This window comes from Microbacterium sp. NPDC064978, from assembly GCF_044543605.1.
GTDB lineage: Bacteria > Actinomycetota > Actinomycetes > Actinomycetales > Microbacteriaceae > Microbacterium > Microbacterium meiriae.
Genome location: NZ_JBITWF010000002.1, coordinates 612,891 through 635,543, shown reverse-complemented (window position 1 = coordinate 635,543; position 22,653 = coordinate 612,891). Strand labels below are relative to the sequence as shown.

At 70.0% G+C, this 22,653-nt stretch carries 27 protein-coding genes; 9 read left to right on the top strand and 18 right to left on the bottom strand.

All coding sequences use genetic code 11. The annotated features are described in order from the left end of the window. Window positions 1–117: 117 nt before the first annotated feature. Window positions 118–2,115 (top strand): hypothetical protein, encoded by a 1,998-nt coding sequence (locus ACIGJI_RS09905; protein ID WP_363445333.1) that lies wholly within the window; start codon window positions 118–120, stop codon window positions 2,113–2,115. A 65-nt stretch (window positions 2,116–2,180) separates the two neighbouring features. Further along, window positions 2,181–2,648 (top strand): hypothetical protein, encoded by a 468-nt coding sequence (locus tag ACIGJI_RS09900; RefSeq protein ID WP_363445331.1) that lies wholly within the window; start codon window positions 2,181–2,183, stop codon window positions 2,646–2,648. A 24-nt stretch (window positions 2,649–2,672) separates the two neighbouring features. On the opposite strand, the gene ACIGJI_RS09895 is transcribed toward ACIGJI_RS09900, so the two are convergent. Next, entirely contained in the window at window positions 2,673–3,533 is an 861-nt protein-coding gene (locus tag ACIGJI_RS09895; protein ID WP_363445329.1) for a ribokinase, read from the bottom strand. A gap of 49 nt (window positions 3,534–3,582) precedes the next feature. On the opposite strand from ACIGJI_RS09895, the gene ACIGJI_RS09890 reads away from it, so the two are divergent. After that, window positions 3,583–4,515: a nucleoside hydrolase gene (locus tag ACIGJI_RS09890; RefSeq protein ID WP_187662812.1), complete on the top strand. Its 933-nt coding sequence runs from the start codon at window positions 3,583–3,585 to the stop codon at window positions 4,513–4,515. Between the two features lie 3 nt (window positions 4,516–4,518). Here the strand turns inward: ACIGJI_RS09890 and ACIGJI_RS09885 are convergent, their stop codons facing one another. Beyond that, the gene (locus ACIGJI_RS09885) at window positions 4,519–5,520 is read right to left on the bottom strand and encodes a LacI family DNA-binding transcriptional regulator (RefSeq protein ID WP_363445327.1); all 1,002 of its coding nucleotides are present in this window, start codon (window positions 5,518–5,520) and stop codon (window positions 4,519–4,521) included. 131 nt (window positions 5,521–5,651) lie between these two features. Between ACIGJI_RS09885 and ACIGJI_RS09880 the strand changes: the two genes are divergently transcribed. After that, complete coding sequence (locus ACIGJI_RS09880; protein WP_363445325.1) at window positions 5,652–7,061, top strand: MFS transporter; 1,410 nt, start codon at window positions 5,652–5,654, stop codon at window positions 7,059–7,061. 6 nt (window positions 7,062–7,067) lie between these two features. Here ACIGJI_RS09880 and ACIGJI_RS09875 read toward each other — a convergent pair whose 3' ends face one another. From ACIGJI_RS09875 to ACIGJI_RS09855, 5 genes are all read right to left on the bottom strand, one after another. Next, a complete protein-coding gene (locus ACIGJI_RS09875; RefSeq protein ID WP_280568243.1) occupies window positions 7,068–8,204 on the bottom strand; it encodes a calcium:proton antiporter in 1,137 nt (378 codons plus the stop codon). 122 nt (window positions 8,205–8,326) lie between these two features. Continuing rightward, entirely contained in the window at window positions 8,327–9,130 is an 804-nt protein-coding gene (locus ACIGJI_RS09870) for an SDR family oxidoreductase (protein ID WP_268777591.1), read from the bottom strand. Next, window positions 9,127–9,600, bottom strand: a complete 474-nt coding sequence (locus tag ACIGJI_RS09865) for a MarR family winged helix-turn-helix transcriptional regulator (RefSeq protein ID WP_363445323.1) — start codon at window positions 9,598–9,600, stop codon at window positions 9,127–9,129. The genes ACIGJI_RS09870 and ACIGJI_RS09865 overlap by 4 nt, the downstream gene beginning before the upstream one ends. 27 nt (window positions 9,601–9,627) lie before the next feature. Beyond that, window positions 9,628–9,942: a hypothetical protein gene (locus ACIGJI_RS09860; RefSeq protein WP_187662818.1), complete on the bottom strand. Its 315-nt coding sequence runs from the start codon at window positions 9,940–9,942 to the stop codon at window positions 9,628–9,630. Then, entirely contained in the window at window positions 9,939–10,205 is a 267-nt protein-coding gene (locus ACIGJI_RS09855; protein WP_363445321.1) for a hypothetical protein, read from the bottom strand. Before ACIGJI_RS09855 ends, ACIGJI_RS09860 begins: the two co-directional genes overlap by 4 nt. 360 nt (window positions 10,206–10,565) lie before the next feature. Here ACIGJI_RS09855 and ACIGJI_RS09850 point away from each other — a divergent pair, with 360 nt between their 5' ends. Both ACIGJI_RS09850 and ACIGJI_RS09845 read left to right on the top strand, forming a co-directional pair. Next, a complete protein-coding gene (locus ACIGJI_RS09850) occupies window positions 10,566–10,700 on the top strand; it encodes a hypothetical protein (protein ID WP_255218720.1) in 135 nt (44 codons plus the stop codon). 149 nt (window positions 10,701–10,849) lie between these two features. Next, a complete protein-coding gene (locus tag ACIGJI_RS09845; protein ID WP_187662820.1) occupies window positions 10,850–11,161 on the top strand; it encodes a hypothetical protein in 312 nt (103 codons plus the stop codon). Between the two features lie 8 nt (window positions 11,162–11,169). Here the strand turns inward: ACIGJI_RS09845 and ACIGJI_RS09840 are convergent, their stop codons facing one another. From ACIGJI_RS09840 to ACIGJI_RS09810, 7 genes are all read right to left on the bottom strand, one after another. Next, window positions 11,170–12,147, bottom strand: a complete 978-nt coding sequence (locus ACIGJI_RS09840; RefSeq protein WP_363445319.1) for an SRPBCC family protein — start codon at window positions 12,145–12,147, stop codon at window positions 11,170–11,172. Then, the gene (locus tag ACIGJI_RS09835; protein ID WP_187662822.1) at window positions 12,144–12,389 is read right to left on the bottom strand and encodes a hypothetical protein; all 246 of its coding nucleotides are present in this window, start codon (window positions 12,387–12,389) and stop codon (window positions 12,144–12,146) included. Before ACIGJI_RS09835 ends, ACIGJI_RS09840 begins: the two co-directional genes overlap by 4 nt. Window positions 12,390–12,458: 69 nt before the next feature. Then, window positions 12,459–13,643 (bottom strand): zinc-dependent alcohol dehydrogenase, encoded by a 1,185-nt coding sequence (locus ACIGJI_RS09830; protein ID WP_268777599.1) that lies wholly within the window; start codon window positions 13,641–13,643, stop codon window positions 12,459–12,461. 194 nt (window positions 13,644–13,837) lie between these two features. Further along, the gene (locus tag ACIGJI_RS09825; RefSeq protein ID WP_363445317.1) at window positions 13,838–14,533 is read right to left on the bottom strand and encodes an ABC transporter permease; all 696 of its coding nucleotides are present in this window, start codon (window positions 14,531–14,533) and stop codon (window positions 13,838–13,840) included. 83 nt (window positions 14,534–14,616) lie between these two features. Further along, the gene (locus ACIGJI_RS09820; protein ID WP_366244280.1) at window positions 14,617–15,354 is read right to left on the bottom strand and encodes a hypothetical protein; all 738 of its coding nucleotides are present in this window, start codon (window positions 15,352–15,354) and stop codon (window positions 14,617–14,619) included. A gap of 5 nt (window positions 15,355–15,359) precedes the next feature. Beyond that, a complete protein-coding gene (locus ACIGJI_RS09815; protein ID WP_396667023.1) occupies window positions 15,360–16,346 on the bottom strand; it encodes an ABC transporter ATP-binding protein in 987 nt (328 codons plus the stop codon). 106 nt (window positions 16,347–16,452) lie between these two features. Further along, complete coding sequence (locus tag ACIGJI_RS09810; protein ID WP_363445311.1) at window positions 16,453–17,772, bottom strand: cytochrome P450; 1,320 nt, start codon at window positions 17,770–17,772, stop codon at window positions 16,453–16,455. Between the two features lie 151 nt (window positions 17,773–17,923). Between ACIGJI_RS09810 and ACIGJI_RS09805 the strand changes: the two genes are divergently transcribed. Then, on the top strand, window positions 17,924–18,361 hold the full coding sequence (locus ACIGJI_RS09805; protein WP_060923431.1) for an SRPBCC family protein: 438 nt from the start codon (window positions 17,924–17,926) through the stop codon (window positions 18,359–18,361). 15 nt (window positions 18,362–18,376) lie between these two features. Here the strand turns inward: ACIGJI_RS09805 and ACIGJI_RS09800 are convergent, their stop codons facing one another. Further along, window positions 18,377–19,198, bottom strand: coding sequence for a shikimate 5-dehydrogenase (locus tag ACIGJI_RS09800; protein WP_363445309.1), 822 nt, complete (start codon window positions 19,196–19,198; stop codon window positions 18,377–18,379). Window positions 19,199–19,679: 481 nt separating this feature from the next. Between ACIGJI_RS09800 and ACIGJI_RS09795 the strand changes: the two genes are divergently transcribed. Beyond that, on the top strand, window positions 19,680–19,886 hold the full coding sequence (locus ACIGJI_RS09795; protein ID WP_017203899.1) for a cold-shock protein: 207 nt from the start codon (window positions 19,680–19,682) through the stop codon (window positions 19,884–19,886). 91 nt (window positions 19,887–19,977) lie between these two features. Here ACIGJI_RS09795 and ACIGJI_RS09790 read toward each other — a convergent pair whose 3' ends face one another. Continuing rightward, complete coding sequence (locus tag ACIGJI_RS09790) at window positions 19,978–20,643, bottom strand: HAD hydrolase-like protein (RefSeq protein ID WP_363445307.1); 666 nt, start codon at window positions 20,641–20,643, stop codon at window positions 19,978–19,980. Between the two features lie 144 nt (window positions 20,644–20,787). On the opposite strand from ACIGJI_RS09790, the gene ACIGJI_RS09785 reads away from it, so the two are divergent. Then, window positions 20,788–21,024 (top strand): hypothetical protein, encoded by a 237-nt coding sequence (locus ACIGJI_RS09785; protein WP_062637647.1) that lies wholly within the window; start codon window positions 20,788–20,790, stop codon window positions 21,022–21,024. A gap of 2 nt (window positions 21,025–21,026) precedes the next feature. Here ACIGJI_RS09785 and nucS read toward each other — a convergent pair whose 3' ends face one another. Continuing rightward, window positions 21,027–21,722 (bottom strand): endonuclease NucS, encoded by a 696-nt coding sequence (gene nucS, locus ACIGJI_RS09780; protein ID WP_363445304.1) that lies wholly within the window; start codon window positions 21,720–21,722, stop codon window positions 21,027–21,029. Between the two features lie 35 nt (window positions 21,723–21,757). After that, complete coding sequence (locus ACIGJI_RS09775) at window positions 21,758–22,609, bottom strand: GAP family protein (RefSeq protein ID WP_363445302.1); 852 nt, start codon at window positions 22,607–22,609, stop codon at window positions 21,758–21,760. Window positions 22,610–22,653 lie beyond the last annotated feature (44 nt).

The following is a 22,653-nucleotide window of genomic DNA, read 5'->3' as shown; positions in this document are numbered from 1 at the left end:
AACTCTCTGGGATAGGGACCAGGCATGATGACATCCTCCCCGCCAGCGCCTCCCGACACTAACGATCAGTTGTCACCGATTCGTTCCTCACGCCCGGCGGACATCGATGCGGGCGGGGTGACGAACACCGCGACCGTGACGGGAACGCCGCCGTCGGGGGAGCCGCCGGTGTCCCCGCCGTCCGAGGTCGAGGTGCCGTCGACTCCGGCACCGGGACTGTCGGTGGTGAAGTCGTCCGACCGCACCACGATCACCGCAGCGGGCCAGACGATCATCTACTCCTTCCTCGTGACGAACACGGGGAACATGACGATCGCCGACGTGACGGTGGACGAGACGACCTTCACCGGTACCGGCACGGCTCCGGTCGTGACGTGCCCGGCGGGAGCCGCGTCGCTCGCCCCGGGGGCGGAGGTGACGTGCACCGCACCGTACGTCGTGACGCAGGCCGACATCGATGCGGGCGGTGTGACCAACACGGCCACGGGCACGGGAACGCCGCCGTCCGGGGAGCCGCCGGTGTCGCCGCCGTCGACGGTCAGGGTGCCGTCAGACGGGTCGCCGGCCCTCACGGTCGCCAAGACGGCGGACCTCACCGAGATCTCGGCCGCAGGGCAGACGATCACGTACTCGTTCCTCATCACCAACACGGGCAATCTGACGATGACGGACGTCGGTGTCGAGGAGGTGTCGTTCTCGGGGACGGGAACCGCGCCGGTGGTCACGTGTCCTGCCGAGGCGGCATCGCTGGCCCCGGGAGCGACGGTGACCTGCACCGCGCCGTACGTGGTCACCCAGGCCGATGTGGACGCCGGGCGACTGACGAACACGGCTGTCGCGACGGGGGAGCCCCCGACGGGACCGCCGACCAGCGAGCCGCCGGTCACGCCGCCGTCGACGGTCGAGGTCCCCGGCGACCGGAACCCGGCGATCACGGTCGTGAAGTCGGCCACCCCGAATGCTCCGGACTCCTATGTGGTGGGCCAGGAGGTCACGTACTCGTTCGTCGTGACCAACAGCGGCAACGTCACGCTGACGGATGTCGTGGTGAACGAGGGGGCGTTCTCGGGGACGGGGACGCTGTCGGCGATCGACTGCCCGGCAGGCACCGCATCGATGGCCCCCGGGGCGCAGCTCGTCTGCACCGCGTCGTACGTGCTGACGCAGGCGGACATCGACGCCGGTCAGGTGACGAACTCCGCCACAGCGACCGGCGTCCCGCCCGGGGATCTGCAGCCTCCCGTGTCGCCGCCGTCGGAGACGCGCGTCCCGGCGCTTCCCGCCCCCGGCCTGAACATCGTGAAGTCCGCGACCCCGGCCGTGATGACCACCGTGGGGGAGACTCTGGAGTACTCCTTCGTCGTGACCAACACGGGCAACGTGACGCTGGCGGACGTGGTGGTGGACGACACGGACTTCTCCGGGCAGGGCGAGCTGTCGGCGGTCACATGCCCGGATGAAGCGGCCCGCATCATCCCGGGGCAGACGGTGACCTGCACGGCGACGTACACGACCACTCAGGCCGACGTGGACTCCGGACGGCTGACGAACACCGCGACGGTCACGGCGACACCGCCCACGGGCACGCCGCCGGTGTCACCGCCGTCGACCGTGGAGGTGCCGTTCGACGGGACCAACTCCCTCGTGATCGAGAAGCGGGCGACGACCGTCGACGTCAACGCCAACCGGATCATCGACCTCGGCGATCGCGTGGAGTGGACGATCATCGTCACCAACACCGGGGCACAGACGGTTTCCGACATCGCCGTGTCGGACCCGACGGCCGGTGCGGTCACCTGCCCGGCGACGAGCCTCGCCTCCGGGGAGCAGATGACATGCACGGTGCCCCCGCACACCATCGACGCCGCGGACGTGCGTCGCGGCGAGGTGCGAAACGTCGCGACGGTGACGGGGAACACGCCGGACGGGCCGATCGATCCGCCGACCTCGCAGACGATCACCCGAGTGGTCCCCACCCCGCCGACCGGTCTCGCGGTCACGGGCGGCACGCTCATGGCCGGAGGGCTGCTCCTCGGGGGAGTGATGGTCCTCGCCGGGCTGGGTCTGGGCCTCACCCGGGTGCGCCGGCGAGAGGAAGAGCAGGAGCAGCGCTGACCGAGAAGTGGTCCGTGGCGGGGGCGAATCACCCGCCACGGACGGTCGGGTCGAAGGAGGAGCCCATGATGTCCGCCCGCCACCGCAGGATCGCCCGTCTCACGGCGCCGCTCCTGATCTCCGTGTTGCTGCTCAGCGCCTGCACCGCGGCCGAGGAGGAGCCGACCCCCACCCCGACCGCCGCGGACGGAGCGCCGCAGATCCGCGGTGAAGAAGAAGGGGTCGTCGGAGCGACGAGCGTACCGGAGGACGTGCCGGACGCTCCGGAGGTGCGCGCCGGCACTCAGATCACGACGTGCACCACCGAGGACGACGGCGGGACGGCGGAAGGCGTGGTCGGCAATCCCACGGACGAGGATGCGACGTACGTCGTGACCGTGTTCTTCACCACCGACGCGGGCACGGTCGTCGGGTCCGGTCAGGCGACGGTGGAGGTCCCCGCCGGCGAGGAAGCCGACTGGTCTCTCACCGCGGACTTCGTGCCGCCGAGCGATCTTCGCTGCGCGCTGCGCGGGGCCGGCGCCGCGTCCTGAACCGACCGCCATCGACGGGCGCCGCTACGGCGCGGGGACGTAGTGCGCGAGCGGGTCGAAGGGAGGCTGCGAGGAGAGGTGCGCGACGGCGGCAGCGCCCACCGCGCAGGCCGTCTGCAGGGCCGACTGCGGCGGCAGTCCGCTCTGCAGGGCGAGCACGAGCGCGGCGCAGAAGGCGTCTCCCGCCCCCACGGTGTTGAGCGCGCGGGTGGGCACGCCGTCCGCCCGTGCGATCTCCTCGCCGCCGCGGAACAGGGCAGCCCCTGCGGCGCCGTAGGTCACGGCGACGAGGGCGGCATCGGCCAGCTCCGGCATCAGCTCGCGCTCGGTCTCGTTCACGATGAACAGATCCACCCGCTGGAGCAGCGCGTCGGGAAGGGGCTGTGCGGGGGCGGCGTTGACGGCGACGAACCCCTCGGCGCGGGCGACGACGCTCTCGACGACGGACATCGCGATCTCCAGTTGCAGCAGGACGGCCTCGTCCGGCCCGACGGCGACGCCCTCGAGGGAGACGAGCTCGTTCGCGCCGGGGCACACCGCGATCTGGTTCTCGGCGTCGGCACCCACGACGATGAGGGCCGTCCCGGTGGGCGCGGCGACCGTGCGCAGGTGCGCGGTGTCGACGCCGGCGTGGCCGAGCTCATCGCGCATCCAGGCGCCGTCGGCGTCGGCCCCGACGGCCCCCACCATCCGGACCCGGCCACCCAGCTTGGCCGCCGCGACGGCCTGGTTGGCGCCCTTGCCGCCGAGATCGCGCGAGAGCCGGCCCCCGGCGACGGTCTCGCCGGCGGTCGGCAGCCGATTGACGAAGGCGGTGAGGTCGACATTGGCGCTCCCGACGACGACGAGGGAAGGGGCGAGGACAGCGTCCGGCTTGACGTTCATGAAAAAGAGTGTAAACGTTTACGCACACCCGATTGCAAAGGAGCACCCCATGCCCGTCCCCGTCCTCCTCGACTGCGACCCCGGCCACGACGACGTCTTCGCCATCTGGCTGGCGGCGGGGGACGAGCGCATCGACCTCCGCGGCGTCACGACCGTCGGCGGCAACGGCTACCTGGAACACACCACGAGGAACGCGCAGATCGCCCTCACGGTCGCGGGCGTGACCGGCGTCCCCGTGGCTGCGGGAGCCGACAAGCCGCTCCGCCGCGAGCTCACCCCGGGGGCCTGGATCCACGGGGACAACGCCCTCGGCGGACCCGTCCTCCCCGAGCCCACGGTCCCGCTCGACCCGCGGCACGCCGTCGACTTCCTCGCGGAGACCCTGAAGGCCTCCGCGGAGCCGATCACGGTGATCCCCACGGGCCCGCTGACGAACATCGCCCTGCTCCTCCAGCAGCACCCGGAGGCGGCCCGCAACATCAAGGAGATCATCTGGATGGGCGGATCGACCGGACGCGGCAACGTCGGCGCCTATCCCGAGTTCAACGCCTGGGCCGACCCCGAGGCCGCGGCGGTCGTGTTCGCCTCCGGTCTGCCGCTCACCATGGTCGGCCTCAACATCTCCCACCAGGCGCTCATCACCGAAGAGGTCGTGCAGCGGATCGCGGCGGTCGGCAACCGCACGGCGGCGTTCGGCGTGGAACTGCTGCGCTTCTTCTCCGCGTCGTACGACAAGGCCGAGGGGATGCCGGAGGGACCGCTGCACGACCCCATCACCGTCGCCATCGCGATCGATCGCGCCGTCGCCACGGTGCAGCGCTGCCATGTCGACATCGAGACGGCCGGCGAGTTCACGGCAGGGGCGACGTGTGTCGACCTCCACGACATGCTCGGCAAGGAGCCGAACGCCGACGTCGCGCTGACCCTCGACGTGCCGGCCTTCTGGAACCTGGTGACGGATGCCGTCGCAGCACTCGCCTGAGGGTCACGCGCCCGGCGCGGGAGACGTCGACTCGGCCACGCGCAGGGTCGGGGCCACGCGGCGCAGGGCGTACGGGGCGTCCGGATCCTCCCTCCGCTGCACGAGAGCCTCCACCGCCTCCGCGGCGAGCTCGTCGAACGGCTGGACCACGGTCGTCAGACGCGGCTCGCACACGTCCGCCAGCATGGTGCCGTCGAATCCCGTGATGAGGATGTCGCCCGGGACGCGGAGGCCTGCGCGCTTCAGCGCGGCGACGGCACCGGCGGCGACGAGGTCGTCGCCCGCGACGATCGCGTCCGGGAGCGGACCGCGCGCTCGCAGCTCCGTGACGGCGGACTCGCCGAAGGCGAGCAGGTATTCGCCGAACACGTTCTCCTCGACCGGCAGCGACCGCGCGCGGACGATCGCCTCGAACGCGGAGCGGCGCTCGCGGCCGACCGACGTGACGTCGTTGCCCGACACGAGGACGATGCGAGAGGCGCCGCGGGAGACCAGATGGTCGACGGCGAGCCCGATGCCATGATCGTTGTCCACCCCCACGAAGTCGGCATCCAGGTCCAGCACCCTCCGGTCCACCTGGACCAGGGGAAGGCGCTGGGCGGTATCGGCGACGGCGTCGAACGACAGCTCCGCATCGGACGGGACCACGAAGACCCCCTCGACGCGGCGCTCGACGAGCATGCGCAGACGGGCGCGCTCCCGGTCGACCTCGCCGTGCGAGTCCGCGATGACGAGGTCGAATCCCCGCCGCTGCAGATGGTCCTCGAGGCGATGGACGAGCTCACCGTAGAACGGGTTGCTGATCACCGGGACGACCACGCCGATGGTCGCGCCGGTGCCTTCGCGCAGACCGCGGCCGATGAGGTTGACCCGATAGCCGAGCTGCTCGGCCACCCGGGCCACATGCTCGGCGGTGGCTCCGGAGACGCGCTCCTTGCCGTTCAGCGCGCGGGACACCGTGGCGATCGACACCCCGGCCGCGGCTGCCACATCATGCAGCGTCACCGACGGCTTCCTCATCCGCACCTCGACTCCCGTCGGGCGCCGACACCGGCGCCTCGACTCCCAAGATAAGCCGCGCGTAAAGGATTACGCATTCCGGCGCCCCCGCACCGACACGAAGAAGTGAGAACGATATGCACACCACCGCCCTCCGGCCCCGGACGGCCGTCGCCCCCCTGATGGTCGCCCTCCTCGCGGCGTGCCTCGCGTTCCAGCTGAACGCGAGCATGCTCAGCCCCGCCCTGGTCACGATGGAGCGCGAGCTCGACGCGACGGCATCGGAGATCGCGGCGACCCAGACGGTGTTCTTCACCGCCGCCGCCCTCTTCACCCTGTTCCTCCCGCGGCTGGGCGACCTCATCGGACGGCGGCGCGTGCTCGTCGGCATGCTCGTGGTGATGGCGGTCGGCTGCGTGGTCGCGGCGCTCGCGACGAACGTCCCGATGCTCTTCATCGGCCGCCTCATCCAGGGCGTCTCCGGTCCCGTCGTACCGCTGTGCCTGATCATGCTGCGCGCGGCCGTCGCGGACCCGAAGATGTACGGCACGCTGCTCGGCGTCGTCACGGCCGTCAACGGCGGGATCGCGGGCGGCGACGCGCTGCTCGGTGGCTACCTCGCCACGAACCACGGGTTCGCCTCGATCTTCTGGACCATGGCCGGTGTCGCGGTGGCTGCGGCGCTCGTCGTGCGCCTTCTCGCCCCGGAGACGATGGCGGAGGACCGTCCGCGCATGGACTGGTGGGGGTCGCTGCTCCTGGTCGTCTCCGTCGGGTCGATGCTCGTCGCCCTGAACGAGCTCGGGAAGCTCGCCGAGGCGGACGTGCTCCTGGTGATCGTGCTGGCTGTCGTGGCCGTGGTGTCGTTCCTCGCCTTCTGGAAGCTGGAGGGCGCGCTGCGGGACCCGCTGGTCTCGCCCGCTCAGCTGAAGCAGCGCTCCACCTGGGCGCTCTCCGCGACCTCGTTGCTGACCCTCTCCGGCATCTTCGCGGTGATGAACGGCGTGGTCCCCGCTCTGGCGCAGGACACCGGCATGGGTCTGTCCATGAGCGCCGAGGAGGTGTCGTTCTGGATCCTGATGCCGTACGCGCTCGCCGGCCTGCTGATGGGACCGCTGACCGGACGGCTCGCGGCGACCGTGGGCTACCGCGCGATGCTCCGGGTGGGACTGATCGGCACGATCGTCGTGCTCGTGCTGATGGTGGCGAACGTCGGGACGTCCTCCCGGGTCACCCTGCTGCTGCTCTCGGTCGCGGCCGGCGTCACGTACGCCGGCATCGGCAACATCATGCTGAACGGCCTCGGCGTCGTGCTGTCGCCGAAGGAGCGGCCGGGATCGCTCCCCGGGTTGAACACCGGCGCGATCAACCTCGGGGCGGGACTGAGCTTCGTCGTGATCTACGCGGCCCAGACCTCGTTCGGCGGCAGCGGGGATGCGGCGGGCGGCTACGTCGCCGCGCTCCTCACCGGCGCCGTCGTGCTCGCCGGCGCGCTGACCTTCTCCCTCTTCATCCCGAAGCCCGTCCACGCCGAGCTGACCCGCTGAGGCGGCTCAGCTGAAGAGGATGAGCACGTAGACGGCGAAGGTCGCCAGGTGCGCGGCCCCGTGCATCGCGGTGACCCGCTTCGCCGCGAACGTCGTCACCGACAGCAGCAGGGTGACGGCGAGCATGAGGAGGTTGGCCGGCGACTCGGCGAGCACCACCTGCTGCCCGGTGAGCATGCCGATCAGGAGGACCGCCGGAATGGTCAGGCCGACCGTCGACACGAGCGCCCCGTGGCAGAGGTTGTTCACGCGCTGGGCCTCGCCGTTCAGGGCCGCGCGGATCGAGGTGATCGACTCCGGGAGGAACACGATGCCGGCGATCAGCAGCCCCGCCAGGGCGACGGGAGCGCCGAGCCGGCCGAGACCGTCGTCGAGCAGGGCCGCCATGTCGTGCGAGAGCAGCACGATGGGGACGACGGTGATGACGAGGAGGACGAGGCGGGTCAGCACCTCGACGCGGTGAGCCGCGAGCACCGCGCGGATGGGGGTCCGCGGTGCCGCGTTCGCCGCCGTGTGGGCTGGCCGCAGCCTCTCGTCCACCTCGGTGAAGTCATCGGCCTGCGCACCCATCTGCCGGAACAGGAAGAACGCGTACAGGACGAGTGTGAGCACGATGATCGGGATCTCCTGGCCGACCGTGTACGCACCGCCGTCGCCGATGAGCCCCGGAAGTCCGAACGCCAGAGCGACGAGGACCACGAGCATAGACAGGTACGCGGATGTGCCGGTGCGGTTGTGCGCCATGCCCCGATGGCGGAGTCCGCCGAGGAGGAGGGCCAGGCCGATGACGAGGTTGAGGATGATCATGGAGACGGCCATGACCGAGTCGCGCGCGATCGTGGCGTGCTCGCCCGGCCCGAGCATGACCGCCGAGATGAGGATCACCTCGATGAGCACGATCGACAGGGTCAGCACCAGGGAGCCGTAGGGATCGCCCAGCCGGTGGGCGAGGGCCTCGGCCTGCTTCACGACGCCGAACGCGCACACGAGGATCACGGCGACGATCGCGAGGAGGGCGACGACCAGGAGCGGTCCCGGCACGGGAGGCGCGAGCAACGGGTGCAGGGCGAGCAGGGCGACGACCGCGCCCCAGCCCAGGGCCACACGCAGCAGGTCGGTGCGGGTGATGAACGACCGGATCATGACGGACTCCTTCATGAGTCAGTCGTCGTGTGCGGGTACTGCTCCCTCGTCCGCTGCTCCGGGTGCCGGAGACACCCTCAGGATACCCGCGCTCCCGGAACAGCGGCTGAGCAGTGCAGGTCTCAGCTCTGGGGGGCGTCGTTCCAGGACCAGATGTCGTCGCCGCGCAGGACGGCGTCGGCTCCGCCGTCGCAGTAGATCGTCTGACCCGCCATGTGGGTGTTGACCGGGCTGGTCAGCCAGACGAGGAGCTCGGCGATGGAGGACGCCGGCTGGTGGTAGTTCAGGGGCATCGGCACGGCGGCGTCCACCATGGCCAGACCCTCGGGCGAGTCGAGCAGGCCCGCGGTCATTGCCGTGATGACGGTGCCGGGGGCGACGGCGTTCAGCGGGATGCCCGCTCCCGCCCACGCCGGGGTGATGCTCTCGCGACGGACCCACCGCGACAGGGCGCGCTTGCTGGACGAGTAGTTGAGGAACCCGGCCTCGGGCGTCGCGGCCAGGCGGTCGCCGATCTCGATCGCGCGCGCCTCGTCGCCGGCGAGGGCCGCGTCGACGAGCTCGGGCGACACCGGCTGCAGCGAGGCCATCGACGACACCACGGCGGCGCGCGGCGCATCGGCCAGGCTCAGCGTGGGCTGCAGCGCGGTCAGGAACTCGGTCACGCCGAAGAAGTTGATGGACATCGTCTTCGAGATCGGAGCCGAGATGCCGGCGCAGGCGATGACGGCGTCGATCCCGTCGTCGGCCGCCTCGACCACGGCGCTCGCCGCGGCCAGACGCCCCTCGTGGGTGGACAGATCTCCGTCGACCTCGACGCCGGCGAGGTCGACGCCGATGACGGTGTGGCCCTGAGAGCGGAGCAGCTCGGCGGTGGCGGCGCCGATGCCGGATGCGGATCCGGTGACGACATAGGTGCGGGTCATGGGGTTTCCTCCTTGATGGACACGACCGGCGGCGTGCCGGACAGTGCGGTGACGAAGCGGCCGAGCTGGCGGCGGAATCCGTCGATCTCGTCCGGTGACCAGCCTGCGACCGCATCGCCGACCATGCGATGGCCGGCCTCGACCAGGCGCGCATAGGCCGTCCGGCCCGCGTCCGTCAGGCGCACCTCGACCGTGCGTCCCGAGCGCACGGGGTCGACGACGCCCTGCGTCGCCATGCGGGCGACGAGCTTCGACGTGGTCGGCCGCGACAGTGTCGCGTGCGCGGCCAGGTCGCCGAAGCCCATCGCACCGCCGTTCATCCCGAGCAGGTAGAGCGCGCGGATGGCGGACGGATCGAGGGCGACGTCGACGGCCTCGGCGACCTGGCGTTGCAGATCGCTCTCACTCCATTCCGACACCACGCGGACGAGGGCCAGGTGGATGCCGGCGACGTCTTCGCCGGTGGTCATGTGTCCAGGGTACGCCTCAAAGTTGCCTCAGGCAACAGTTGTGATGTATCCCGCGCTCGCGGTGTCCTCCGCGAGGGTGAAGAAATGCCGATCGCCTGCCCGCCGCGCACGCCGCCACCGGCGCTGCTGCCCGTCGGCATAATCGAGCACGATCCACGCGGGCGGAGGTGTGCCCTGCGGACCGAGGACGAATGAGCACGCCCCGAGGCCGGGGGAGGCGAGTTCGGCGACGAAGCGGTCGTCGCCGGGTGCGAAGGGTGCGGTCTCGTGGAGCTCTGCCGGCTGCAGGCGGAGGACGGTGTCGGAGTGCTCCCGGACGTCGGAGCGGAGTCGACGCCTCATGCGACACCGCCTCGGCGTGCCGCCCACTCGCGGGTGTCGCGGACGCCCTGCGCATCGAGGTAGGCGCGGATCACGTCCGCGGTCAGGCGGATCTGCGCCTCCGTGCCCATCGCCGCCTGCATGACGCCGATCGCGGGCGCGGGCTTCCCGTCCACCCGCTCGAGCGCCTCCCAGACGATGTCCTCGCGGCCGCGGCGACCCAAGGAGTGCGGCATCGAGGTGAACCCCGTGCGGCGATGGTCGGTGGGTCGTGTCTCTGGCATGGGGATTCCTCTCTCGGGGCGGATGGGCAGGCTCGCGCCGAGGGACGTGTGTCCCTCGCGCTGCGCACGTCGGACCGCGGGGGTGCTCTCCCCGACTCCGGCGCACGGGCTGCGGCGGCGCGCCTCCGCAGGCGGCCCTCTGAGTGGCGTGCGGAGCGGTCTGCCTGACCGGTTGCTGTCCTCCGACCGTACCACGTTATTTTGAGTCATTCAAAAGAAGTGAGAGACGATCACGGTTCCGTACAGGGTTGCAGAGCGATTCGCTCAGGCGTTTTTCTCCCGTTCAGCGGGAAATTTGACTTCCCTGTGCTTCCGGGTATGGTCGGGGGTTACGCCAGCCAGTCACAAAGGGGAAGCGCCATGTCAGGAAAGTCCACACCGGGTCGCGCCGGAAAGAAGGCGCCGCAGCTCTCTCTCAAGGAGAAGCGGGCGGCGAAGCGCGCGAAGAACGCCCCGGACGAGTTCCTCAAGCCTCGCAAGGGCGCGAAGAGCTGAGGACTCCGGCCCGGCGGGTGCGGCGCTCGATCGTGGCACCCGCCGGTACCCGGGCGATGGGCTACCGGGGTGCCGCCGTTGTGTCAACGGGCCTGTCCTGAGCGCCGATCCGACGCACGCTGGAGTCTCCGTCACGAGAGGAGCGCGTCATGTCGAACCCGGAAGCCTTCATGTACCCGGATGAGCCGCTGCAGCCGGAGGAGCCTCTGCGACCCGAGGAGGAGGACGTCGTCGAGTCCGATGAGGAGCCTTCGCGAGAAGGCATCGCGGCACACCTCGCCGAGCGCGGAGGCGACGATCCGGACGCTCTTCAGGACGTGCCGGCCGGCGGGGCCGGAGCCGACGCCGGCGCGGGGAACGCGGCCCGCGTGGACCCTGCGTCGAAGAATCCACCGGAGCCCGCCTACGAGTCGACCCACAGCAAGGAGCCCGGCGTCGGTCCGCGGCATGAAGAGGGCTGAGCGACCGATCAGCGGAAGACCCGACTGATTCCGCTCTCGACCTGCACGAGTTGGATGAACACCAGCCCGCGCAGGAGGGGCGCGAAGGGCGACCGCAGCGCTCGCCGGATCGGCCCGCGTGGCCTGGTCTCCCATGTCAGCGTCGCTCGGAGCTGTGTGCCGCCCGCCGCCGGTTCGAGCGCGAGGGTGAGGAGGCGCGGGTTCGCGCTCGGGGCGTCGGGGTGCTCGAAGCGCCAGGCCACGTGTGTGGGATCCTCCGGCGCCGAACGGGTCACCCGGAGGCGATGGAATGCCGGCTTGCGCCGGAGTGGTCGTCCGTCGGGGGCCGTCGTGGGGGCGAACGCCTCCCAGGGACCGTCCTCGGGTCCCGGGAGGATGGTGGCGACGCTCTGATCCCAATCCGGGAGACGGTCGGCGGTCGAGAGCAGTGTCCAGACATCCGTCATGGCCGCCGGGATGAACATCGAGCGTGACCCGGAGATCCCGGAGATCTCCCGCCGTCGCTGCAGCGGGCGGGCTGCGGCTTCGACCTCATCCAGTTGCACCGTGATGTCGTCCGCCGTCACGGCGAGCCGGTCGAGGATGGCGGTGATCAGGCCGCTGGGCTCCTCGAGAAGGGCGCGGAGCACGGCGGCCGAGTCGCCCTGTCGGCCGCCCCCTGTGGCGGCGCGGAGCACCGCGAGGGCGCGGTCCGTCCAGTCGTAGCCCTCGGTCTCGTGGAAGACGATGCGACCGGGGCCGATCGAAGGGGCGTCCACGCCCACGGCCTGGAGCTGTCCGGCGTGCTGCGCCTCGACCGCCGTCCGGGTGGCGTCGAGATCGACGCCCGCACGCCGCAGGACCTGTCCGCCGGTGTCGGCATCGAGCGTGAGCGCGAGCAGCAGGTGATCGATGTCGGCATCGCGGACACCCAGGCGTGACGCCTCCTCCATCGCCGCGAGCGAGAGGGTGTGCATGGTCGCAGCGGCCTGCGTGAACCGGCTCATGCGTTCCGCCGCGGAACCGGGATCGTCGGATCGATGCGACGACTGTGCTTCTTGTGCACGGCCTGCCGCGTGACCCCGAGGGCGTCGGCGACGGCCTGCCAGCTCATCCCGGCGCGGAGCGCGGCCTCCACCTGGCGCAGTTCGAGAGCGTCGGCGAGCGTCCGCAACGAGGCCACCGCGCGCAGCCCGGCACGGGGATCGGTCGTGTCCGCGGCGGCGCGGGCGATGTCGAGGGACTCCATGATGTCAACCTAGGTTGCTGGCAGCGATGCTGTCAACCCGGGTTGCTTCTGGAGCCCCTCGACGATCCGTCAGGCGGCGGAGGGGTGCAGCACGACCTTGATGCAGCCGTCCTTCTTCTCCTGGAACGTCCGGTACAGGTCCGGGGCGTCTTCCAGGGCCGCGTGGTGCGTCGTCAGATCCATCACGCCGAGCGGGTCGGACGGGTCCTCCACGAGCGGGAGGATGTCGTCGATCCAGTTTTTCACGTTGCACTGTCCCATGCGCATGCTGATCTGCTTGTCGAACAGGGTCTTCATGGGCAGGATGTCGGCGTCGCCCGCGTACACACCGCTCAGCGAGACCGTGCCCCCACGACGGACGGCATCGATCGAGGCGTACACGGCGGCGAGACGATCGATCCCGGCCTTGTCGAGCATCTGCCGTGCCGCGGGATCGGGCAACAGTCCGACCGCCTTCTGCAGGAACTCCACGCCGCTGTTGCCGTGTGCCTCCAGGCCCACCGCATCCACGACCGCGTCGGCGCCACGACCCTCGGTGGCATCGCGGATCTCCTCGACGGCCGTGTCCGTGAGGTCGAGCGTCTCGATGCCGTGCCGCTCCGCCATCGCGCGCCGCTCCGCCACCGGCTCGACCGCGATGACGCGGTGGCCGCGGTGCCGGGCGATCCGGCTGACGAACTGCCCGACGGGGCCGAGTCCCATCACCGCGAGCGTCCCGCCCTCGGGAAGCTGCGCGTACTCCACGCCCTGCCATGCGGTCGGCAGGATGTCGCTGAGGAAGAGGTAGCGCTCATCCGGCAGGTCCGGCCCGACCGGGATGTGGTTGTAGTCGGCCAGCGGCACGCGGAGGTACTCGGCCTGCCCGCCGGGGACCTGGCCGTAGAGCTTGGTGTAGCCGAAGAGTGCCGCGCCGCTGCCGTACTTGCGCACCTGGGTCGTCTCGCACTGGGACTGCAGCCCGCGGAGGCAGAAGAAGCACACCCCGCACGAGATGTTGAACGGGATCACGACGCGGTCGCCGGGCTTCAGCTTCGTGACGTTCGCGCCGACCTCCACCACGACGCCCATGGGCTCGTGCCCGAGGATGTCCCCGCGGTCGAGGAACGGGCCCAGCAGTTCGTAGAGGTGCAGGTCGGATCCGCAGATGGCCGACGAGGTGATCCGGACGATGGCGTCCGCCGGCTGCTGGATGACCGGGTCGGCGACCTCCTCCACCGTCACGTTCCGCTTGCCCTGCCAGGTGAGTGCCTTCATCATGTCCTCCACGTCTCGATGTCCGTCGTCCCTCCACGCTCTCGGGCGCGCCGCAGCATGGCCACCCGGTTGACAGGCCGCGGACGACGTGCGATCCCCGGGACTCAGTGGAACGGGCAGCCGCGCCCGGAACCGCTGGCGGATTGTCAACCGGGGTTGTTCGAAGGGTCGCTCGAACCGTCTGAGGCGGCCGATCAGAGCACCTGTTCAGAAGCTCCCTCGCGCAGGATGCGTCGCTCGTGCCACTTCCAGGTCACCACGCCGAAGAGCCCCCATGCGGCACCGACCACGATCGCCGTCAGCATCTCGCTGCCCGCAGCAGCGAGACTTCCGGATTCGATGAAGGACCGTGCCGCGGTCGTCACATGGGTCAACGGAAGAACGCCCGCCAGCGCTTCGAGCGGCGCCGGGAAGAGCGTCACGGGTGCGATCACCCCGCATACGAGCGGGAGCGCGTAGCCAGCGACGTTCGAGGCGACGAGCGGGTCGCGCATACCGAGCCCGAGGCCTCCGATGAAGACACCGAGGCCTGCACTGGCGACCACAGCTGTTACCACGAAGAGCGGGATCTGCAACCAGACCGCTGGCGCGATGGACGCCCGCGACAAGAGAAGGATGGCGTAGGACGATGCGATTCCGGTCACCACGCCGATCAGCACGGGTACGGACAGCCGCCCGAGCCACAGCGACGTGTTCGTGCGGGGTGAGAGAAGGAGGAACGCTCTCGTTCCCTCGAAACGATCGGTGACCACAAGAGTGCTCACCGTCACCGTGGCAGCGATCGCTCCGGAGGCGAGAGACGCCGCCAGGGCGTCGCCAGGCCGGAGGCTCGCCGTCCCGCCGGAGGCGAGCAAGAGGTAGAACAGCGCGGTGAGGAAAGGGACCACCACGAGCCCGACCAGGAAAGTGATCGGGGATCGCGTCTCCGGCAGAGACAGGTAAGAGACCCGGGCTCCCACCGCGAATGCTCCCCTCACGAGACGGCCAACGTTCCGTTGACGCGGGCGCGCGTGATCGCCGCGCGCAGTCCCACACCGGCCAGCACCACCCACACACAGCTCACGGCGACCGAGAGCCCGCCCCATGCCACTGCGGCACTGACGGATTCTGCGTGGCCGGCGAGAACCGCGCTGGTGAGCGGGTGCACCAGGGCCACGGGTGCGAGCCAACCGGGGAGCTCCGCGAATGGCACGACGATTCCGATGAGCATCCACACCGGAACCAGGATGAGGGGTTCGAGTGCGGAGGCGGAGGGGTTCACGACGAACAAGGAGGACAGCAGCGCTGCTGATCCGATGCAAGCGATGAGTGCCACCAGCACGCCGATCGTCGATTCGATCGTCAGTTCGAGCTCATGCGAGATCACGAATTGGATGAGCATTGCGAACGGAATCCCCACCATCCCGATGAGCGCCGCAGACGCGGTCAAGGCTCCGAAGACGACTCCAGGCCGGTGCACGCTCAGAACGTGCGATTCCAGAGTGCCCTGGAATCGCTGATACATGATGAGTCCCGCTGCCGTGGTCGTGGTTGCCCAGACGCCGGCCGTCGACGCGTCCAGCCACGTGAGCGGCGCGAGCGGGGCGCCGACGTTCATCGCGCCGAGTCCCCGCAGCAGGAGGAAGCTCACCGGAGCGAGCAATGCCGTCTGCATGAAGAACGGCACCCGCAGCAATTGCCGGGCGTGGAAGCCCGCAAGAGCGAAGAACACGCGCATCACTCGTCGCCCGGATTCTCTGCCGGGACGCGGCTCCTCGCCAGAAACGCGAGGTAGGACTCTTCCAAGCTCGGCCTGCGCAGCCCCAGTGGCTCGAGGTTCAGCCGCTGCGCGAACGAGGAGTGCGGGTCGGTGTCGGACCACGCGACGTCCACATTCCACCCCCCGTAGGTCTGCGTGGTGAGCACTTCCACGACACCCTCGACGCTCCTCAGCGTCGCCTCGACCTCGTCAGAGAAGGTGCGCGTCCGGTAGCTGGTCACTCCTGTCAGCCCTGCGGCGGAGGCGATGTCTTCCACGCTGCCCTCGACGGCGATGCGCCCCTTGTCGATGACAGCGATGCGATCCGCGAGTTCTTCCGCTTCCTGCATGTAGTGGGTGGTGAGGAGCACTCCCGTGCCGGCCTCACGGAGACCTCGGACAAGGGTCCGCAACTCCCGGGCACCTTCAGCGTCGATGCCGATGGACGGTTCGTCGAGCAGGATCAACTCCGGTTCACACAGGACCGCACGGGCGATGTGCAAGCGTTGCCGCATTCCGCGCGAGAACTGCTCGACCCGGTCCTTGCTCCGCTCGCCCAGCCCGACCATCTCCAGAGCATCGGAGATCCGCTGATCACGCTTCCTCCGGGGGACGCCTTGCAGCTCTGCGAAGAACCGAAGGTTGTCTGTGGCGGATGCTCTCATATAGAACCCGCGGTCACCGCCGAGCACCAGACTCATACGAGCACGGACATGCCGGTAGTGCGTCGTGACGTCCATCCCGCGAAAGAGAATCCGCCCATCCGTGGGCGTCAGGAGAGTGGCGATCATCTTGATCAGAGTCGTCTTGCCTGCACCGTTGGGGCCCAGATAGGTGACGATCTCCCCTGATCGGATCTCCCCGGAGACACCCCGCACGGCCTCCACTTCGTCGGCGCCGCGGGAGTATGTCCTCGTGACGTTCTCCAGCGTGATGAGGGCCGCGTCCGAGCGATGACCACCCATTCGCACAGCCTCCCGTCCATCGATGAGTCGTCAGCGTACAGCAGTGTTCGGAATCATCCGGTCGGGCGAAGGGAGCGAGGAGGGCCTGGGGGTGGGCGGCCGATCTCTACCCGGCCGTCAGTCGGCTGATGGGGCAGAGCCGTCCTCCGGACGCGGGCTTGGTGGGCAGGCGGCGGCGATTCACGTCGAGTCCCTCGTCGAGCACCGTCAGCTCCGGGTCGCTCAGCACGGCGACGGCCGCGGAGAGCCCGGCGATGACGAGCTTCTCGCCGGGGCAGCGGTGACCGGTGGCGACGTCGCCCCCGCCCTGGGGGACGAAGGTCGTGATCTCCTCGTAGTCGTCCACGTCGGTGAACCGCTCGGGGGCGAAGCGCTCCGGGTGGGACCACGACCGGTCGTCGGTGTTCGTGCCGAGGATGTCGAGGACGACCCGGCCGCCCTCCGGGACCGTGACGCCGTCGATCTCGACCTCGGCGATGGTGCGACCAGGCAGCATCGGCACGAACAGTCCGGTCCGCCGCACCTCCTGCGCGAACATCGTCGCGAGCGTTCCACCCACCAGCGATCCCCGCTCGGCCGTCTCGGCGGCGATCCGAGCACGCCACTCGGGGTGGTCGTGCAGCTGCTTCGCGGCGAAGGCCACGAAACGCGCGGCGGCGATCATCGGACGGATGCTGTTCTGCAGCTCGACGCCGGCGACCCGGGCAGGCAGCAGCTCACCGTTCTCGTCGCGATGCGTGGCCCACAGGGCGAGCGCCGTGCCCTCCGGCGCAGCCAGATCGCCGACACGGACGGCTTCGATCAGGCGACGCGCATGCCGGTCCGAGAAGATCCGGTTCGCGAAGGCCTCGACGTAGGCGGGGGAGTACGGCGCTCCGAAACCGTCGACGATCTGCGCCAGGCGCGCGGCCCAGCGGGTCTGCGCCGTCGGCGTGCCCGGGAGCCCGGCCCAGCGCATCATCGCGCGCCCGAACGCACCGACGGCCGCGTCGTAGGCACTGCGGGTGCCGCCGGCGCGCCAGTTATCGCGCTCGGCCGCCCACTCCCGTTCGAGGAACGGCGTGAGCCGCTCGACCTGCGCATCCTCGTATGCCGCCTCGACGAAGGTCGCCTTGCGGTGGCGGTGGGCGGCGCCGTCGAGCGCGTGCACCGACCCGTGCCCGAACAGCGGTTCGCGGATGATCCCCGGCATGGCGCCGGCACGGGCGATGCGGCTCTCGTCGTAGAACAGCTCCACGCCCTCGGCGCCGCGGACGAACGCGGCCGGGTGCCCGAGGAGGCGCATCGGAGCCGACCGGGCGCCGGGGCGGGCTCGGCGCCAGACGCGCTCGCCGAAGTCGTAGCCTCGGGTGAGCAGTGAGGGCGAGTCCTCGTGCAGGACCGCGTCGACATCGTCGGACAGTCGGGAAGTCAGTCGCTGAAGCATGATCCGACCCTGTCACGCGCCCGCGAGGCAGCCCAAGGGGGAGGCGTCCTCGGACCGATTGTGCTAGCCGGGACGGTCGGTGTCGCCGATGTCAAGCACCTGCCCGAGTGAGGTTCGCGGCGCGCAGGATGGGGGGCAGAACGGAGGAACCATGGCCACCAACACCCGCGACCTGACGTGCACCACCCATGACGTGTTCCGCGTGCTGGCGAACGGCTGGCTCTACCCCGCGTGGGTGGTCGGCGCCTCCCGCATGCGCGACGTCGACGACTCCTGGCCGGCGGCGGGGGCCCAGCTGCACCATTCGGTCGGCACGTGGCCCGCGCTCCTGGACGACACGACCGAGCTGGTGGAATGGCACCCGCCGCACCGTGCGGTCATGCGGGCCCGCGGCTGGCCGGTGGGCGAGGCGCAGGTGACGATCCGTGCGCGCACGACCCCGACGGGGTGCCAGGTGCGCATCGACGAGGAGCCGGTCAAGGGCCCGGCGACGATCCTGCCCCGGTTCCTGACCACGCCGATGCTCCGCTGGCGGAATGCGGAGACGCTGCACCGTCTCGGCTACCTCGCCGAGGGCCGCGCGTCCTGACGCGGGCTTTGCGCATCACGCTCCGGCGCGCATGAACTCCTCGGCGGCGCGTACCTGCTCCGCCGACGGACGGATGCCGGTGTACAGGACGAACTGCTCCAGCGCCTGCCGGGTCGCGACCTCGGCTCCCGTGATCACCGTCTTACCCGCGGCCCGGCCGGCGGCTATGAGGGGCGTCTCCGCGGGCAGCGCGACGACGTCGAACACGATCGCAGCGGCGTCGATGGCCTGTTCCGGGAAGGCGAGGGCGTCGGCCTCCGCACCTCCGGCCATGCCGATCGGGGTGACGTTCACGATCACGTCGGCCGTCGCGTCTCCGGCATCCGCACGCCAGGCGAACCCGTACAGCTCGGCGAGGGCGCGGCCGGCCGCCTCGTTCCGGGCGACGATCGTCACGTCCGTGAACCCGGCGTCGCGGAACGCGGCCGCCGTCGCCTTCGCCATGCCGCCCGAGCCGCGGAGGAGGACCGAGGACGTCGGGTCGAGGTCGTTCTCCGTGATCAGCTGCGCGATCGCCGCATAGTCGGTGTTGTGGGCCGTGAGTACGCCGTCGTCGTTCACGATCGTGTTCACGGAGTCGATGGCCTGTGCCGAGGGGTCCATGCGGTCGACGAGAGCGATGACGTCCTCCTTGTAGGGCATCGAGATCGCGCACCCGCGGATGCCGAGGCCACGCACTCCCGCGATGGCCTGGGTGAGGTCGGTCGGGGCGAAGGCCTTGTAGATCCAGTTCAGACCGAGGGCCTCGTACAGGTGGTTGTGGAAGCGCGTGCCGTTGTTGCTCGGCCGTGCGGACAGCGAGATGCAGAGCGTCATGTCCTTGTTCAGCATGGTCACCGGATCAGGCTACCCCCGCATCTGTCAAGGTCCATGGCGGCGGATCACGACCTCCCCTATGGTGAAAGTGCATGCAAGGGGATCGATCGTCTACGCCTCTCCCCAGGGGGCGGAGGCCCTCCCCACGGGCCGGACGATCCGTGCATGCGATTGGGCCCTCTCGAGTAGTTCAGTCCCCAATGAACTCCTCGAGAGGGCCGCTTCCCGGCCGACTGCCACGAAGATTTTTCAGATTTGTCCCCCAAAAGGGGGACAAGACCCGCGCGGAGGGGTTAGGCTGTTTCTGACGCACCCTCCGGTCGTCTTCGGCCCTCATCGCTCCCCCCGCGGTGAGGGCCACACCATTTTCCGGGCGCGTCCGCTCATGCAACATTTGGATTACCTTCTCGCAACGACTATTCCGCTGGGGGTCCCCTCCACTAGCGTTAGCGATGTCGGTGCACCCCTGCGTCGGCTTCTACATCAGCAGAACAGGCAGTACATGAGCACCCAGGGCACGGTCAAGTGGTTCAACTCGGAGAAGGGCTTCGGCTTCATCTCCCCCGACGACGGAGGCGCTGACGTCTTCGCGCACTACTCCGCCATCCAGTCATCCGGCTACCGCTCTCTCGAAGAGAACCAGCGGGTCGAGTTCGATGTGGCGCAGGGCCCCAAGGGCCTGCAGGCAGAGAACATCCGCCCCGTCTGAGGCGGAAGCAACACCGGGAACTCCCCGTCGGAATCACGCGCAGGCGCTGACCCGGCGGGGAGTTTCGTCTTCCCTGGCGGCCTCGGGCCGGTCAGGGCAGGAGGAGTGCGCGCAGCTCGTCGACGGTCGCGACGCGGAACGCCGCGTCGTCGCCCTCGTGCGGGTCGCTGAATCCCCAGCCCACGAAGATCACGGGAACGCCGTTGGCGAGACCGCCCTCGACATCATGGTGCCGGTCGCCGACGAGGACAGGGCGGGAGGTGTCGGCGCCGAGTTCGCGCAGCCGTCGCAGCGCCTCGGCGACGATGTCGGTCTTGGAGGCGAGCGTGGCCTCGTCCGGCGTGGCGCCCACGGTCGTGAGGAACGACGGCCGGAGTCCGAAGTGATCGACCAGGGCGTCGACCTGGTTCTCGGGCTTCGAGCTCGCCGTCGCCTGGGGGATACCCGCCGCGTGCAGGTCGTGGATCAGCTCGGCGACGCCCGGATACGTCCGCACGTCGGTCGTGTACCCGTCGGCCTTGCCGAGGGTGCGGTAGAACGCCACGGCCTCGGCCGACTGCTCCGGCGTCATCCCCGCCTGGTCCTGGAAGGACTGGAACATGGGAGGACCGATCCAGTGCACGAGCTCTTCCCGCGTCGGCGCCGGGTGGCCGAAGTGTGTCAGGGCGATGTTCAGGCGACGCAGGATCCCGACCGAGGCGTCGACGATGGTCCCGTCGACGTCCCAGAGCACACACGAGTAAGGCGAAGAGGGCATGCCTCCAGCCTAGGGTCCCGCGAACGGGTGCCCGCCCGTCCTGCACAGGTGTGCACGAAACGTGTTCATCCACCGAACACGTGAACACCCTTCACGCCGACCTATAGTCGTGACAGCGGCGGGATCACGGGTGAGAATGGGGGCATGTACGTGTCGGTGGAAGTCATCACGATGCTGGCGACGGCCGCGACGACTCTCGTCGCGATCATCAGCGGATTCGGCTGGATGATCGGTCGGATGGACACGCGGTTCGCCGCGATTGACGCGAGGTTCGCGATCCAGGACGCGAAGTTCGACCGGATCGAGCACGAGCTCACCGAGGTGAAGATCGCGATCGCGCGGCTCGAGGGTCCGCAGCCGCGTCTGGTCTCGACGCGCTGAGGTCAGAAGAGGCGGGGGACGCCCGACTCGATGCCCTTCATGTCGTCGTAGTCGAGCACGAGGCAGCGGATTCCGCGATCCTCGGCGAGGACGCGGGCCTGCGGCTTGATCTCCTGGGCGGCGAACACGCCCTGCACCGGGGCGAGGTGGGGGTCGCGACCCAGGAGCTCGAGGTAGCGGGTGAGCTGCTCGACGCCGTCGATGTCGCCGCGGCGCTTGACCTCGACCGCGATCGCCACGCCGTCGGCGTCGCGCACCAGCAGGTCGACCGGGCCGATGGCCGTGGGGTACTCGCGACGCACCAGGGTGGCACCCTCGGCGACGCGGTCCACCTGCTCCGCGAGCAGGCGCTGCAGGTCCGCCTCGACGCCGTCCTTCTGCAGCCCGGGGTCGATCCCGAGCTCGTGGCTGGAGTCGTGGATGACCTCGTAGATCTGCACGCGGAGGGCATCGCCGGTCTTCTTGTGGGTCACGCGCCACACCTCGACGACGCCGGCGCCGGCCTCCTCCTCGCCCGGTTCCTCGGTGGCGAGCACGCACGGCGGGCTCATCCAGTTCAACGGCTTGTAGCTGCCGCCGTCGGAGTGCACGAGCAGACTCCCGTCACCCTTGTGCACGAGCAGGCGGGTGGCGAGCGGAAGATGGGCGTTGAGCCGACCGGTGTAGTCGACCGAGCAGCGGGCGATGACGAGACGCACCCGACGAGCCTACTTCGTCGTCGCCGTGGTCGCGGTCAGAAGATCGCGCCGAAGAGCCCGAGCTCGGTGGCGGCCGACCGGGCGATGAGGAAGCCGATGATGCCGATGATCCAGGCGGTGTTCTCCGCGCCCGTCCGCTCCATCCAGGAGGCGAAGCGCTCCAGCGGCCGCTGCACGAGCGGGGCCGCCACCAGTCGCAGCACGAGGAGCACGACGGCCGGGGCGATCATGAGCGCACAGTATCCGGCCAGGGACAGGATCCGCAGCGAGGTGTCGACGCCGGCGTCCGCCAGCATCGTCATCGCCACGATGTAGGGGAGCATCGTCGCGACCTCCACGAGGCCGGCGGCGATGGCGACGGCCATGACCGCGAACCCGCGCGTCTTCGGGTCGAGCAGCCGTTCCCGCCAGCCGGTGATCCGTCCGGGCCGGGGCGCGGCCGTCGCGGCGGCGGCGGACGGAGCGGGAGGTTGCATCTGCGCGCCCGATGCCGACACGGGGTCTCTGCCCGGCATGCCGGGATCCGGCGGCGCGACGGCGGCCGTGGGCGCCCCGCCCGGCGCTGCTTCGGCGGGCTTCGTCGGCATCACGAACGCCGTGACGAGGAGGGCGGCGCCGACGACGAGGCGGGTGATCATTCCCGCCGGGGAGCCCAGGAAGTCGGAGGCGACGTCGACGAGGTTCACCAGCCCCCACAGGAAGAGGAGTCCGACCACGAGATAGAACACGGCGATCGTCGCGAGATAGAGGAGGATCCGCCCGGCGCGCACACGCCCGGGGTGCAGCAGCAGGAAGACCGGGATGAGCAGTGTCCCGACGCTCAGACCGTCGATGAGCGCGAGCACGGCGAGGGAGAGGGGCAGCGGCAGCCCACCGAAGAGTTCCATGCCTTTACGATCCGGACCCCTGGGCGAACGCGGATCGGGCGAAA

Bases quoted from the DNA above. Each gene is read 5' to 3' on its own strand.
- ACIGJI_RS09880 (WP_363445325.1), top strand. From the start codon at position 5,652: ATGCACACCACCGCCCTCCGGCCCCGGACGGCCGTCGCCCCCCTGATG.
- ACIGJI_RS09890 (WP_187662812.1), top strand. From the start codon at position 3,583: ATGCCCGTCCCCGTCCTCCTCGACTGCGACCCCGGCCACGACGACGTC.
- ACIGJI_RS09795 (WP_017203899.1), top strand. From the start codon at position 19,680: ATGAGCACCCAGGGCACGGTCAAGTGGTTCAACTCGGAGAAGGGCTTC.
- ACIGJI_RS09785 (WP_062637647.1), top strand. From the start codon at position 20,788: ATGTACGTGTCGGTGGAAGTCATCACGATGCTGGCGACGGCCGCGACG.
- ACIGJI_RS09815 (WP_396667023.1), bottom strand. From the start codon at position 16,346: ATGGGTGGTCATCGCTCGGACGCGGCCCTCATCACGCTGGAGAACGTC.
- ACIGJI_RS09830 (WP_268777599.1), bottom strand. From the start codon at position 13,643: ATGAAGGCACTCACCTGGCAGGGCAAGCGGAACGTGACGGTGGAGGAG.
- ACIGJI_RS09805 (WP_060923431.1), top strand. From the start codon at position 17,924: ATGGCCACCAACACCCGCGACCTGACGTGCACCACCCATGACGTGTTC.
- ACIGJI_RS09875 (WP_280568243.1), bottom strand. From the start codon at position 8,204: ATGATCCGGTCGTTCATCACCCGCACCGACCTGCTGCGTGTGGCCCTG.
- ACIGJI_RS09895 (WP_363445329.1), bottom strand. From the start codon at position 3,533: ATGAACGTCAAGCCGGACGCTGTCCTCGCCCCTTCCCTCGTCGTCGTC.
- ACIGJI_RS09855 (WP_363445321.1), bottom strand. From the start codon at position 10,205: ATGCCAGAGACACGACCCACCGACCATCGCCGCACGGGGTTCACCTCG.
- ACIGJI_RS09775 (WP_363445302.1), bottom strand. From the start codon at position 22,609: ATGGAACTCTTCGGTGGGCTGCCGCTGCCCCTCTCCCTCGCCGTGCTC.
- ACIGJI_RS09850 (WP_255218720.1), top strand. From the start codon at position 10,566: ATGTCAGGAAAGTCCACACCGGGTCGCGCCGGAAAGAAGGCGCCGCAG.
- ACIGJI_RS09840 (WP_363445319.1), bottom strand. From the start codon at position 12,147: ATGAGCCGGTTCACGCAGGCCGCTGCGACCATGCACACCCTCTCGCTC.
- ACIGJI_RS09865 (WP_363445323.1), bottom strand. From the start codon at position 9,600: ATGACCACCGGCGAAGACGTCGCCGGCATCCACCTGGCCCTCGTCCGC.
- ACIGJI_RS09900 (WP_363445331.1), top strand. From the start codon at position 2,181: ATGATGTCCGCCCGCCACCGCAGGATCGCCCGTCTCACGGCGCCGCTC.
- ACIGJI_RS09835 (WP_187662822.1), bottom strand. From the start codon at position 12,389: ATGGAGTCCCTCGACATCGCCCGCGCCGCCGCGGACACGACCGATCCC.
- ACIGJI_RS09860 (WP_187662818.1), bottom strand. From the start codon at position 9,942: ATGAGGCGTCGACTCCGCTCCGACGTCCGGGAGCACTCCGACACCGTC.
- ACIGJI_RS09810 (WP_363445311.1), bottom strand. From the start codon at position 17,772: ATGCTTCAGCGACTGACTTCCCGACTGTCCGACGATGTCGACGCGGTC.
- ACIGJI_RS09790 (WP_363445307.1), bottom strand. From the start codon at position 20,643: ATGCCCTCTTCGCCTTACTCGTGTGTGCTCTGGGACGTCGACGGGACC.
- ACIGJI_RS09870 (WP_268777591.1), bottom strand. From the start codon at position 9,130: ATGACCCGCACCTATGTCGTCACCGGATCCGCATCCGGCATCGGCGCC.
- ACIGJI_RS09845 (WP_187662820.1), top strand. From the start codon at position 10,850: ATGTCGAACCCGGAAGCCTTCATGTACCCGGATGAGCCGCTGCAGCCG.